10 protein-coding genes are annotated in these 13,964 nt (G+C 58.6%); 1 reads left to right on the top strand and 9 read right to left on the bottom strand.

Features of this window, described 5'->3' with window-relative positions; genetic code table 11:
• Positions 1 to 656 precede the first annotated feature (656 nt).
• Positions 657 to 1,496 (bottom strand): fumarylacetoacetate hydrolase family protein, encoded by an 840-nt coding sequence (locus tag HCA61_RS25670; protein WP_169691025.1) that lies wholly within the window; start codon positions 1,494 to 1,496, stop codon positions 657 to 659.
• A gap of 424 nt (positions 1,497 to 1,920) precedes the next feature.
• Here HCA61_RS25670 and HCA61_RS25665 point away from each other — a divergent pair, with 424 nt between their 5' ends.
• Positions 1,921 to 2,139: an MbtH family protein gene (locus tag HCA61_RS25665; protein WP_169691024.1), complete on the top strand. Its 219-nt coding sequence runs from the start codon at positions 1,921 to 1,923 to the stop codon at positions 2,137 to 2,139.
• 90 nt (positions 2,140 to 2,229) lie between these two features.
• Here the strand turns inward: HCA61_RS25665 and HCA61_RS25660 are convergent, their stop codons facing one another.
• From HCA61_RS25660 to HCA61_RS25625, 8 genes are all read right to left on the bottom strand, one after another.
• Entirely contained in the window at positions 2,230 to 3,642 is a 1,413-nt protein-coding gene (locus tag HCA61_RS25660) for an aminotransferase class I/II-fold pyridoxal phosphate-dependent enzyme (protein WP_240960172.1), read from the bottom strand.
• Positions 3,639 to 6,200, bottom strand: coding sequence for a non-ribosomal peptide synthetase (locus HCA61_RS25655; RefSeq protein WP_169691022.1), 2,562 nt, complete (start codon positions 6,198 to 6,200; stop codon positions 3,639 to 3,641). The genes HCA61_RS25660 and HCA61_RS25655 overlap by 4 nt, the downstream gene beginning before the upstream one ends.
• 242 nt (positions 6,201 to 6,442) lie before the next feature.
• Entirely contained in the window at positions 6,443 to 7,270 is an 828-nt protein-coding gene (locus HCA61_RS25650; RefSeq protein ID WP_169691021.1) for an SDR family oxidoreductase, read from the bottom strand.
• Entirely contained in the window at positions 7,267 to 7,980 is a 714-nt protein-coding gene (locus tag HCA61_RS25645) for an alpha/beta fold hydrolase (RefSeq protein ID WP_169691020.1), read from the bottom strand. The genes HCA61_RS25650 and HCA61_RS25645 overlap by 4 nt, the downstream gene beginning before the upstream one ends.
• The gene (locus HCA61_RS25640) at positions 7,980 to 9,803 is read right to left on the bottom strand and encodes an AMP-binding protein (protein WP_346777650.1); all 1,824 of its coding nucleotides are present in this window, start codon (positions 9,801 to 9,803) and stop codon (positions 7,980 to 7,982) included. The genes HCA61_RS25645 and HCA61_RS25640 overlap by 1 nt, the downstream gene beginning before the upstream one ends.
• Positions 9,793 to 11,370: an aromatic amino acid ammonia-lyase gene (locus HCA61_RS25635; protein WP_206040605.1), complete on the bottom strand. Its 1,578-nt coding sequence runs from the start codon at positions 11,368 to 11,370 to the stop codon at positions 9,793 to 9,795. The genes HCA61_RS25640 and HCA61_RS25635 overlap by 11 nt, the downstream gene beginning before the upstream one ends.
• Positions 11,371 to 11,377: 7 nt before the next feature.
• Complete coding sequence (locus tag HCA61_RS25630) at positions 11,378 to 12,136, bottom strand: thioesterase domain-containing protein (RefSeq protein WP_169691017.1); 759 nt, start codon at positions 12,134 to 12,136, stop codon at positions 11,378 to 11,380.
• Positions 12,130 to 13,964: amino acid adenylation domain-containing protein (locus tag HCA61_RS25625; RefSeq protein WP_206040604.1), on the bottom strand; the 1,835-nt coding region annotated here is incomplete at its 5' end. The genes HCA61_RS25625 and HCA61_RS25630, both read right to left, overlap by 7 nt.

The following is a 13,964-nucleotide window of genomic DNA, read 5'->3' as shown; positions in this document are numbered from 1 at the left end:
GTGGGGTTGATCCGTATCTCGCCCTGCAGGCGGGGTTGCTGTGAACCGCTGGACTCAACTCAGCCTGACACGCAGGGCTCGCATGACCGTGCGTCGCGCACCTACGTGTGGACACCGTGAACCCTCTCGTCGCGGTCGGCACCGAGGTATCCGTCAGTGTCCGGCGAGTTCGGTGGTGACCGTTTCGATTATCCGATCTGTAGTTAGGTCGTCCCGTCCGTTGATGTACCACTCGGTGCTGAGGGTTGGGGCTATCGGTCGCCATACTCGATGCGGCGGTTGGGCGGTCGCCATGGATTCGACGCAGACGAGAACGGTACGGGTGTCGTCTACGATGTCCGCGCCGGCTGCCGCAGATGTATGGGCGTACGAACCTCGACCTACTGCGGAAACGCGTCATCCATCTCGAATAGAGAAGCGTAGCAGTGGCTTCACGGAACGTGCGCCAGATCTACTTTCGATGAGCCTCATCATGAGGTCTTTCACGCACTCAGAGCTGACCTCACCGCCCTTTGACATCTATAGGACCGTGCCGGGGCTTGACAACGGGGTCGCGGAGACCGGTCCAGTTCGATCGTGCCCGATGTCTCCACAGCCAGCACAGGAACGAACCGGCTGGCGGCGCCTATCCGGATAGAATTCTCTTCCAAGTACTCTCAGTAGAAGCGAGTGGACACAGATCCCAGGCCTGAGACGTAACATGTGACTCTTGTCCCCGGCTGAACGTCAGCCATTGGGCCCAGCGCCCCAGAGAGAATTACCTCGCCGGATCTGAGAGGATCGCCCAGGGTGCGCGCAGTACGGGCAAGCCAGACGACAGCATTCAACGGGTCTCTCATGCAATCGCGCCCAGTCCCGGTCGCAACCTCCTGCCCGTCAATCATCATCGACATCGTCACACTACGTGGCTCGACCTCTCTTAAGGTTCGTCTTGTCTGTCCAAGAACAAATAGCCCAGCTGCCGCGTTGTCCGCGACCGTGTCACTGAAGCTGATATCCCAGTCAATGATCCTGCAATCACACACTTCCAAAGCGGCAGTCACGGATTCGATGGATCCCCTGATCTGGTCGAGATCCATTGGTCCGTCGACGAGGTCTGCCCCGAGTACGAAAGCGACTTCTGCCTCCACTCGTGGTTGGAGAAGTCTTGCTGTGGCGATCGCGTCGCCAGTGTCGTACCACATGTCAGCGAAGAGCGTCCCGAAATCCGGTTGACTAACGCCCAATTGGCGCTGGACGCTTGCAGAAGTAAGACCGATCTTCCGGCCTACAGTGCGACCACCGCGCTGAATCCTTTGCCGGTTGACCTCGCACTGGACGAGGTACGCCGCCTCAAGGTTCACGCTTCCGAGATGCTCGCGGACCGGATTGCATGGGATGCCCGTTGCGGAGGCCGCGACCAGGCGTCGGACGCTCTCGTCAATATCATGTCCCGAATCTCGTCCCTCCTCCTTGACTCTGCGCACCTTGTCTGCCTGTCCATATTTTCCGTACATCCCACATCCTCCCATCCCGATGTCTCATACAAGTCGTTCAGTTCTCCTAAAAGGCGTACTGGGTTCGCCAATCCGAGAGGCACAACAGATCGCACGCATTACTGATCCGCCATGGCTCATACATTCGCGATATCAGCTGCCTGCAGAAGCGTTGGTCTCTACCCGGGCCGTGAATCGCAGTGTCGCGATACATTGGACGATATGGCAGAGTCTCACCTGTGCAAAGAAACTCAGCTGTGCCGTCGTCCAGACTTCGGGTGCACAATTTCCCAACTGAGAAAGAATCGGGTACCGCGAAGAATTCCGATCAGCCCTTGGCGACACGCCAGGTTCCGTTGCGCAGTTGGCGTGGACAACAACTCCATCGCCAGACTTGTCCACCATCAGCGCTCGTACACGGGCAGAAGTTCGAGGTTTGAAACAAATGACTACAAATCCTTTTGACGACACGACAGGGCGCTTCTTCGTCGTAGCGAACGACGAAGGCCAACACTCGCTCTGGCCGACATTCGCATCAGTTCCTTCCGGGTGGCAGGTGGTCTTTGGAGAGGCTAGCCACGCCGACTGCCTCGACTACGTGGAGCGCAACTGGACCGACATGCGGCCGCGCTCCTTGCGCCAGGCAATGAATGCAGGCGCCTAGAAGTAGCTTTCTCACAGGGGCGGTGCGTCCGGGTTGCAATGCCTTCTTGGACGCACCTTCTCAGTGCACAAGTGGTGTGCTGTGCGTAAATTACTCATGTAGAATCGTGCTAACACGATGAAGTGTTGCGAGACCGGCGGAATTGGGCGCAAAACCGGTACGCGAACCTCCTTCCAGACGGGACTCAGGAAATACAAGCGGTACCCCAGGCGGATATGCGATCAGGTACTCGTTATCCCGAACTGTCGGGTACGGAGCATCCCCCCTCTGTTCGGCCTTCCTCTGTGCGTCAGTCCGCGGAGTGATCTGGACTCTTGATAGACCTGACAGGAGGGCATCGACCGCTTCATCGTCAACTCCGATAGTGATGTTTGCTATTAGATTCGGTCCGAACTGCTGCGGTAGGTAGACACCGTCCTGCGCAAGCAAAACTTCACGAATCGCCGCCGGCGATTCTTCGATTGGAATCACCAGCCGCAACTCGTCTTGGTGGAACCAGCGCGAGAATGTGGCCGCATCTCCCACGCCGTCGAAGCCTTTGGCATGAAGCCACCGTTCAATCACCGCCTTCCGATTCATCGCATCACGGATCCGATCATTACCTTCGGACTGTGCGTGCGCCCTTGCCAGGTCCAGCGACGCCATGATCGGCCACGAGGGGGATGAAGTGTGGTGCCGGTGCGCGGAACTTTGAGTCGCGGCAACTGCTGACCGCCCGAAGGTATGGACGTACGCCGCCTGGCGCATTGCGTACATGGTCTTGTGCGCCGAGTGAGTAACCCAGACGTTGGCGTCGAACTCACCTCGGTCTCTCAACCTGCGCGCTACCGTCGTCGGCGACGAATTGGCAGTCTGGTCTCCGAAAGAGTGCACGGCGGACCACGCGTCATCGAGCACAAGGTTCGTGTCGGGTGATATCCGGTGTATCGAGTGCATGAAATCTGAAACGTCCAGCCGTAGGCCGCTATAGGTGGAGGACCCCACAACCACACAGTGGAATGGTCGTCCTAATGCTGCCGCCTCTTGCAGGCGCGCGAGTATGCACTCCACATCGACACCTCCGCTGCTCGGCGAGAGCGACGTCACCCGGGATACTTCCAGCCTGTACAAGTCGCACGCAAAGTGAACAGACTGATGAGCTGTCGCATCGACCAGGACTCGTCGGCCAAACTCAGCTGCCGCGCCAACGGCTATCGTATTTGCACAGGTTGCGCCCATTGATACGAAGATCGTACTGTCCGAGCCGAAGACCACTGCGGCCCGAGCTTGTGCCTCTGAGAGTGGACCAGACGGGTCGAATGGGGCGTCAAGGAGGTCACGGCCGTATGAGACATCCATGCAGCGCAAATCGCGCTGCGTAAGCTCCCCGTATGCGGCCGCTAGGCGGGGATCCTGTACTTCAAGCCGTCCGCCCCATGGAAGCGCGTGAAAATTGTAGACTCGACGACTTGCTGCGGAATGCAGACTTGCCAGCAAGGGGGCATCATCCGCGACGGTACTCATGCCTTAGAGCCCTGTCTCGCTTCAAGATAGCTCGCGACTCCGTTTACCGTAGGAGCGCTGTATAACTCGTGGACAGGAAGCGCTGGAAGGCCGCGCTCCTTCAGCCGTTTGGACGTCGCGATCGCAAGCAAAGAGTTTCCTCCAAGATCGAAGAAGTCAGAGTTCTCTGCGACCGGTGAATCGAACATCTCGCCCCATATTTCGGCGACCACAGCTGCCATCCCTTTGATACCCGCTGGCGGGCGCGGAGCAGCATGGCCCGGGGATTCTAGCAGTCGCTGCAACGCCTTGCTGTCTGTCTTCCCGTTCTCGGTTAGCGGTAGTGTCCCAAGGACCTCTATTCGATCGGGCACCATGTAGGTCGGCAGCCGACGAGTGACATAGCTTCTCAGTTCCCGCGGTGTTACATCCTGCGGATTGCATGCACAGAACGCCTCAAGCCGGAGATCGTGCGGATCTCCACTTGTTGCAGCTCGGGTAATAACCTCAGCATCCCGCACCGCCGGGTGTTCCATCAGGGAGGCCCGGATCTCGTCGAGCTCGATTCTGTACCCGCGGATCTTCACTTGTCGGTCAATCCGGCCAAGATGCTCCAACTCTCCGTTGGGTAGGATTCGACCCAGGTCGCCACTTCTGTAGTATCGAACTCCCGACCTCGCATCAGTTGTGAATCGATCCTGGGTTAGCTCAGGGTTGTTCACGTAGCCGGACGCGAGGCCCGCTCCGGACACACAAATCTCACCCCGAACCAACGGCGGCAAAGGACGGCCCTCGGCGTCGCGAACGTCGAGCCCCCACCCCGAAAGCGGCGTTCCTACGCTTCTGGGGCTGCGTGCAAGTTCGTACCGACTCAACGTCTTGACTGTCGAATGCACGGTGGTCTCCGTTATGCCATACATGTTTACAACCTGGCATTCTTGTTCGGGAACCACGTCGTACCATCGCCTTACGGCGGCTGGCTCGACGGGCGCCCCTCCGAGTATGACAAGTCGGAGTTCCGACGGGTAGCAAGTGACAGTTACCGTTTCGACGAGCTGCGCGAATGCTGGCGGGGTCTGGCTAGCGATTGTGACTGCCTCGGAGCGCAACAGATCCCGAAAAGTCTCCGGTGATCGAGCCGTGAGGTACGGAACGACTACCAGTCGGCCTCCGGTGGCGAGGCAAGCCCAAACTTCCCAAACTGAGTAATCAAAAGCCGTCGAATGAAAGAATGTCCAGGTATCGCCCGGACCGAGTGCGAACAAGCCGGCAGTTGCAGTGACTAGGTTTGCGATGTTGGTGTGCGGAATCTCAACGCCCTTGGGGCGGCCTGTTGACCCCGAAGTGTAGATCACATAGGCAGGGTCCAGTGGCGCACTCAGATCTGCGGGTTGCAGCTCCCCCGCGCTCTCGAATGCAGCAAGGTCAGCCGCTCTCGCGGTATCGACAGTCCCGTGACTGGACCCGTTCTCTGACACCAGTAGTTCAGGACTGCAATCCTCGATTACATAGGAGATCCGTTCGTCGGGCCAAGCTGGGTCAATTGGGACGTAGGAGGCGCCAGATCGCAGGATGCCGAGGAGAACGGCAATCAGTTCAGCAGATCGAGGAAGGTTGACTGCGACGCGACTTCCTGGGCCGACCCCCCGGTACTTGAGAGCCCCAGCGATCCTCGCACTCCAGGTATTCAGCTGGCGATAGCTCGTTTGCTGACCACCATCAACGACAGCTATCGAATCATCGTTGGCCCGCTGGAGAATTGCCGCCACAACGGTCACCTCGGATGTTGTGGGCGGCTCAAGTCTACGAAGCCCCGAGCGCCACTCACTTGGTAGTTGCGCTACACGGCAGCTGGCGCCAACAACTGCTTTGTGGATGTTCTCGAGTTCTGACAAGAACTGTTCGAGCAGCGCCTGTGGAGTCGACGGCGCGGACGCGTGGACGCGCATCGTTGGGGAGTCTGAGTCGTCCGCCTCAAGATGAAGCACCATAGCAAACTCGTCGAATACCCCAACCTCATAGTGCACCTCGTCAGCAGCGCTCTCGGGAACATGTTCATCAACGATCACGAGACAGACATCCTTGAGCGTCTCACTGCGGGTTTCCTGGAGGGGATACGACCGGCCAAGAATCGACTCAACCGTGAAGTCATCGATCTCTCCAATTGCGTTGGCTGATGGAGGGATATCGGCGGTATAGAGGTGCACTCGGGGGCTCCTGCCTGCCGCTAGAAGCGCGAAGCTCACGGCCCGACTAGAACGGTATAGAGAAAGCGTCTCAATCACTGCAGCCAAAGCCGAGGCGCACCCACGACCTAGTTCAAGCTTGCAGCTAGCTCTGCTGCGGGAGCGAACCCATGCCTCGGGGGTCGAGTCAGGCGCCCAGCTGGTACCTGCGGCGAGCACGTCTCTAGGAGACCTTGCACGATCGGTCATGTCGCCGACGGCGCTCAGCAGCACCAGCTCGGCGCCGCTACCGACCGCGATCGAAAGCGCCTCGCTGAGTTGGTTCCGTCCGGCCACCCGCCGATCAGCAACTATCGCGGTCACCCAGGCATCGAGAAATTCGAACACTGTCACACGAGCACGTTGACTATGCCGCTGCGACAACGGTCGTCGACACTCACGACGCATGAGCTCAAGTGTGGCGGAGTCCCGCCAACGGCACGCAACCTTCTCCCTCACAATGGTGATCTCACGCCCGCCGCCATCTTCATCGTGCGCTGCCTCACACAACGAACCTAGTTCTGTGCGAAGCCGCTCGAGATCCGGCGTCCTGGATGTCAGAGTTGCTGCTCCGTGGGAATACAGCTCATTCGCAATCACTTTGCCGAGAATCCTCCATCGACTGGCAGCGCCGTGCCGGTCATCTGCGTAGAGCCGTCGGACACGAGCCAGACTGCAGCGTCTGCTACGTCTTGCGGCTCGATCAGACTGTTCATCGGCTGTGATTGAATGAACGCTGCCTCGTGGTCTTCCCCGCCCAAGCCCAGCGACTTCGCAATCTCGCGAAGCATACGACCTTCTGTTGCCTCCGTGTCCCTCACTGAACCAGGACACAACGCGTTGACGCGGATTCTGAATGGGGCAAGATCGAGCGCTGCAGCTTTGCTGAGACCTACTAGTCCGTGCTTCGCAGCTACATACGCCGCAAAGTTTCGGTAAGCCACAAGACCCGCCGTCGAGGCGACGTTCACCACACTTCCATGGCGTGCGTGGATCATAGCTGGCGCTACCTCGTGGATCATACGCCATGCGCCGCTCAAGTTTACGTCTAACATCAATGACCATTGTGACTCTGTCATTTCGTGAACGGCGGATCCAGATGGAGCTGCTATCCCTGCCGAATTGATTAGCGCGTCACATTTGCCGTATCGCTCTAGCGTTCGCTGGACTGTGGCACAACAGTCACGTGAAGAGCGCACGTCCCCAGTCAGCACCAAGGCAGATGCACCGAAACTTCTGCACTGGTCGGCGGTTGCGTGGAGCTGGCTAATCGAACCAAGCTGGTAGGGCACTGCCTCGCAATCTCCACCGATGTCCATCAGGGCAACATCCGCGCCTTCCGCGGCGCACGCAACCGCGCACGCTCTACCGATTCCGCGTGCGGCTCCCGTAATGAGCACGGTCCGATCAACCAGCGAACTCATCGAGCGGATTCCCTCTCGAAACGTCGGGCAACAAGATCGATGACCTCACCGAACCTCTCAGTGAGGTACATGTGGCCGCCACTGAGCGTCTCAACGTCGAACGATGATGACCTGGTTGCACGCGCCCATCCACACACTTCGTCCTCGGATACGAGGGTGTCGGCTTGGCCTCTAACAGCAGTGATAGGGGCAGCAACCTTGCTCGATGGCTCTGCGCAATAGCTCTCATGCATGGACACGTCCGTGCGCAGAGCTGGAAGAATCATATCTCGTAACTCTGGATTTCCCAGCGCTGGATGCTCATAACCCGCCAGGTGGACAACACGATCCACGAAGTCGTCGTCCTCCAGCCCTGCCGCGGTCTCAGACCTTTGCTCGTATGGCGGCGGCGCACCGCTCACGACGACGAGGTCAACCGCCGTGCCAGTTCGCTCAAGCGCCCTGGTGAGTTCAAATGCGAGGACCGCGCCCAAGCTATGCCCAAAAATCACCAGGCGTTCGGCGGTCTCGCTGGGTAGCTGGTCGAGGAGATCAGCGACCGCATCCGCCACGCAAGTAACCGGAGGTTCTGCAAACCTTCTCTCCCGGCCAGGGAGCTGCATCGGGACGAGGGAGATATCCTCGCGAGCGTTGCGCTTCCAAGGAGCGAAGAAGCTCGCCCCACCTCCTGCGAACGGAATGCAAACCAGTGTCGTCGAATCGGCGGCCATTATGCTTCCTCCTCCCGATCGTTGGCTGGATCTGACACGGCAATAAGCCGTTTCGTGACGATCGCTTCCAGATCAACAAGACTGGTCGCACCGAGAAGATCTCCCGTGCTCACGCCGTCGACGCCGAGTTCGGTGAGCCGGTTCTTGAGGCTGATCACACTGAGGGAATCGAACCCATTCTCGATCAATCCGGCATTGAGGTCTAGGCCCTCCCCGTTTGCCTGGCCAAGCAGATATCCTAATGAGCGCTCCGTCAATGCCGGACCAGGGCTGGGCGCGCGCAGTTCAAGTTTCCTGCGCAGAATCTTGCCTGCCCCGCTCTTCGGAACGCGCTCGATGAACTGCACATCGGCTAGTCGCTTGTATTCCGATACATTCGAAGCGACGTAGTGCTCGACCTCGTGCCTCGAAAGACTCGCACCTCGGCGGACAACGACCCAAGCACGCGGGCGTTCAGTGCCTGATTCATCAATCATCGCGGTTACTGCAGCATCGTCGATCAATTCGTGTCGAAGCAAGAGACTCTCCAGTTCTGTAGGCGCAACTTGGAAGCCTTTGACCTTGATGAGATCCTTACGGCGGCCAACAATCGTCACCACGCCCGTTGCACTGAGCGTTGCGATGTCTCCAGTATGGAGAAAGCCGTCACGGTCCATGATTTCCGCAGTAGCGTCGGGGTTCGAGAGATAGCCAGTCATTACGTTCGGCCCTCTGTAAAGGATCTCGCCAGGCGTGCTGACCCCGGAGGGCGGCTGTTCGATCTCACTCCCCGTAGTGAGGTCAATCAGCTTCTGCTCTGCATTGGGCACCAATACACCGACACTGCCACGTGGGAAGTCAGTTCGATCGTGTGGTACGAGATGCGTGACGGGGCTGGTTTCGGTCATCCCGTACCCTTGACGAACCTCGCAGGACAGCCGGCGCGCCAAGGCATGTTCCAGCGCACCGTCTAAGGGTGCCGCACCGGAGAACACAGTGCGGACGCTACTCATGTTGTATGCATCTACCGCAGGATCCTTAGCCAGTAACAGTGCGATCGGGGGCGAAACGAACAGGAACGTGCACTGGTACACCTCGATAGCGGACAGATACTCATGCAGGTCGAAACGTGATAGCGGCACAAGTCGGGCACGCCGTCGTAGCGTTGTGCCCAAGATCAGTGAGAGTCCATAGATATGAGCGAATGGAACCACGGCTAGCACTGTGTCATCACATTGGACGCCGAGAAGATGCTCCGTCTGCGCAATGTTCGCCACGATGTTCCTGTGGGTGAGCATCACCCCCTTCGGCCCACCGGTCGTACCTGACGAGTACGGCAAGGCGGCGAGGTCTTCCCCGGCACTCCTCGGCATGCTCCACGTGTCCGCGATCCGGCACCTCATGATGCTGGGCGGAACAATCATCTCTTCGGCGATGTCGGCAGCGAATGCGGCGTCATCGACAGCTGGGCGTATGGAATCGGCGGCAATCACGATCTTGGCGTTGGAATCCTTGAGCTGGCGCGCCATTTCATCGATCGTCGCCGTCATATGCACGGTTGTCACTGTCGCACCAGCCATCAGTGCACCGTAAAAGACCGTTGGGTACGCCGCGCCGTTCGGCAGGACGATCGCCACAACGTCGCCCTGCGAGACTCCGCGTTCCGCGAGGCCGGCACCGAACTCTTCGGCATCACGGATTAGCTCGACATAGCTTATTTCCTGACCGGTCTGAACATCGACCACCGCGATCTGACGGTCGTCGCTCAAGCTCGAGGCCGTACCCAACACATAATCGTGGAGAGGTACATCCGGTATATCTACATCAGGAAGCTCACTCAGCACCGCAAGCTCCTTCGTCAAATGCACCTGCTTCGATCAGCGCTGCAACGGCAGTGATGTCCCCATCTAGAGCCCGGTCTTCGGAGACGAACGGCGATACCTCGCGCAGTTTTCGGAAATACGATTCCGTCGCTGGACTGAGTACCTCAACCCCTCTGATGTCGACCGCTTGGCTCAATGCAATGAGGTGGATCGCGGCCACCCTCCTTGTCAGATCAATGACTGTGCGAGCATCCCGTGCTGCAATCGTCCCCATACTGACCTTGTCCTGATTGTGCGCTTCCGTGGACCGAGAGAAGGAGGTGGCCGGCATGGTCAGTTTCAGCGCCTCAGCTGTCAACGCCGATGCGGCGATCTGCATACCTTTGAACCCATGGAGCAGACCGCGACGTTCATCCGTATCCGTCATCCATGGCACCAAATTCGCCGTCAGTCCGTTGTTGAACTTCTCGTCTACGATGAGCTCGAGCTGGCGATCAAGCATGTCACTGACGCTCGCAACAGCAGTCTTCAGTGCATCCATCGCCAAACCAACGTGCCCACCATAGAAGTTCCCCCCGTTCCAGACCGTCCCGTTCTCCGGATCGAAAAGCGGATTGTCATTGGACGAATTGATCTCCGTCGTGACCCAGCTAGAAGCCCAGTCAAGTGTGTCTAGAAGGACACCGATAATCTGAGGCACACACCGCACCGAATAGCGATCCTGGAGCGGTCGATCAAGCGTCTGGGTGGTCTCGATGCTCGCGCGCTCATGGGTCTTTCCAATTGCGCCGCTCGTGGTCCCCAACAGCGAGCGCATCAACGCTGCGCTCCGCACCGAGCCTGGGTGTGGCTTCTGCTCAACCACGAACTGGCCATAATGGTCCGGGTTTCCTAGTAATACCTGACTCGCCAGGGCGCCGCAAACCGTGGCTGCATAAGCCAGTTGACGAGCCTGACTAATTGCAATTGCTGCGTATGCAGCCATGAACGATGTTCCGTTTACAACGGCGAGCCCCTCTTTCGCATCGAATACGATGGGTTCACAGCCGATGCGATTCAGTGCTTCGCCAGCTGGCGTCAGACTGCCTTGAAACATCACGTCACCGTGGCCGGTCAACATTCGTCCCACGTAGCTCAGTGGAACGAGGTCGCCGCTCGCACCTACAGACCCCTGCTCAGGAATCAGGGGAAGTACGTCGTTGTTGATGCAAGCTAGAAGTAGGTCGATGAGGCCTTCTCGGACACCGGACCAACCACGCACGAGGCAGTTAGTTCTGACGATAAGCGTCGCACGACTTACCTCAGCTGTTGCGAGCGGACCTGTGCCAGTTGCGAGGAAGCTGATCAGATTCTTCTGTAACTCCTCGACGTGCCGCATCGGAATCTGCTGAGCACTACTGTCGCCGAAGCCTGAGGTCACGCCATAGATTGGTGCTCCGGCTTCGATCATCTCTCGTTTCATCGAATCTGACCCGACAACCCTCTTTCGAGCGTCATCGGTCATCACGACGCGTACGTCTTTTCCTTTAGCAACAGCCATGACCTGGTCGAGAGTCAAGCTCTGGCCGTCGAGCTCGATGACGTTCACTGTGTCACTACCTGCCTTCGTTATCGATAGTTTGCGCATCAACTGCTACGCGCGTTGAGAACCAGTTCTCGACCGCCCGACCTACTGCGGACATCGGTAGATCGCGATCAAAATCGTCATGCCTGCATGGGATTACCCGGTCGGTGATTACTCCCGCGATGTAGTTCGTCCAATGCTGTCGCAATGCTCGCGGATGAACTCGATGCCCCTCTCTGCTGAGCCCAGCTTGGATCAGGAGTGCGTCGCCTTGGAAGACCCGCGGCCCATGGTCGACAAGCAGGCGGATGCTGTGCCGACTGACTTCCGCGATTCTCGCCATCGTTTGGTTAGGGTCATCTGCCAGGTGAAATGATTCGTAGCGCGACCACATTGCCGCTTCCACCTGATCTTGGACGTCGTCCGACTCAGCGGCGGCCAACATGCTTTCATCGGCAGTCCAGCTGTCCACAAGCGCTAGGAGCTCAACGTCATGCCCGCGCATCTGCAACTCGACTGCAACGGCATGCGCTATAACTCCACCATAGGACCACCCGAGGAGGTTGAACGGGCCCGTGTTCTGTACAGCGAGGATTCTCTCGACGTACCTCGCGACAACGTCCGCAATCGTGTTGTCTACGGCCGCCTCTGTCAGGCCGTCGGATTGCAGTGCATAAATCGGACGAGCACCAATGTGACTTTCAAGACCAAAGTAGGGCCAGCCGACCCCGCCGGCCGGGTGAACACACCATAGTGGCTGCTCTTCACCGTCTGCCTTGACGGTTAGCACTGGGGCAAATGGATCCTCTGCAACGACTTGAACGGTCTCANACCGACACGGTCCACTCCGAGCACTGAGCCGAAGATCTCGGCCAACAGGCATTCATGCTCAGACTCCGGAGCTCGGTACTTCGCCGTGGACACCAGCTCCACCTCGGGCAATGCAGAGCGATCGACCTTCCCGTTGACCGTCAACGGCAAAGCATCAACAACCGACACGACCGCCGGCACCATGTAATCCGGAAGCCGCGACGCCACAAACGCCCGAACATCTACTGTCAGCTCGTCGACCACCTCGCGATATCCACGATCGGGAACCACGAACGCAACGAGCTGCTTACCGCTCGCAAAGTCACGGGCAACAACACACGCTCGATGGATTCCAGGGTGCTCAGAAAGAGCGGACTCCACTTCAGCTGGCTCAATCCGTTGCCCCCGGAGTTTAACCTGGTCGTCTGCCCTACCAACAAGTTCCAGTCTTCCTCCCGTACCCCACTTCACGAAGTCGCCCGTGCGATAAATCCGCTCGCCGGCTGCTTGAGGGTGCGCGACGAAGCGAGACGCCGTCAATCCAGGGCGTGACAGATACCCGCGGGCCAATTGACGACCGCCGATATACAATTCGCCCACGACTCCAGCTGGCACAGGATGCAGTCGACGGTCAAGAACCAGGATGTCCGAGTTCGGCGCCGGTTTCCCTAGCCCGGCCTGGTAGTCCGACTTCGTGTAGACAACATCGCTGACTTCGGTGGATCCGTAAAAGTTCCATACGTCCGGTTGGTATGAGAGTAAATGAAGGTCCTCGATAAGTCCGGGACGCAGTGGCTCACCAGACAGCAGTACCGTACTCAGATCCAAGCTGCGATGCGGAGCATGCTCCGCGAGAGCTGCAGCAAACGAAGGAACGGTCATGATTTCCGTGATGGAGTACTGCCGAAGAACGGCCGCCATTCGTCGCGGATCGCTTGCGGTGGATTGGGTAACGATTGTCACTCGACCACCGCGAGCAAGGAGCGAGAGGATGTGGAAACTAGAGTCGATGAACCCCGGCGCCGTGTTGGTCACACCGATCGGTCCGGAATCCAGCAAGTCGCGGCACCAGCTGATCCTGTTCTCAAGAGCTCCGTACGTCCCTGCGACAGCCTTCGGCACACCAGTTGATCCAGATGTGTAAAGCACGTATGCGAGATTGTCGCTGCAAGTCCTCCGTCCGAGAGACCTTGCTATGTCCACGTGTCGGTGGACGGTGCGCTCGACGTTGATATCAAGTTGTTCGACAGCCGAGGAAACCTGGCGTTCTCCACTCGTGACTATGAGCTTCGGCACTGCTTCGCGGATGGCGTACTCGAGCCGCGCGGGCGGCATGTCTGGGTCGAGGGGCATAAAGGCGGCTCCGGCCTTAAGCACTGCCAGCAGGGCGACGACCAAATCAGTCGAGCGCGGTAGCGCGAGACCGACAACGGACTCAATCCCCACTCCCCTCGCGCATAGTTCCTGCGCGAGATCGTTGGCGCGCAACCCAAGTTCCGCGTATGTGATATCACCATCGTCGGACGTTAGAGCGATCTGATTGGAGTAGCGCCGCGCAAGCGCATCGAAGCCGTCGCCCGTTACCCATAGTCCCGGATCTCCCGCAGACGGCCCGATCCTAAGGTCGTCAATACTGTAGCGTTCTGCGTCTGATAACAACTCGATGTCGTCAACGATCGTCCGTGGGTTATCTGCGACAACACGGAGAACCTGCGCATACCAACCCACGAGGCGCTCGGCTGTGGAGCGGTCGAACAGGTCGGTGGAGAACTCCAACGTTGCCGTGTACCCCGCATTCGCCCCCGACC

The organism is Rhodococcus sp. HNM0563 (genome assembly GCF_012726195.1).
Taxonomy (GTDB): Bacteria; Actinomycetota; Actinomycetes; order Mycobacteriales; family Mycobacteriaceae; genus Rhodococcus.
Note: the sequence above shows the minus strand (reverse complement) of the source record. Positions and strands in the feature narration are given on the sequence as shown.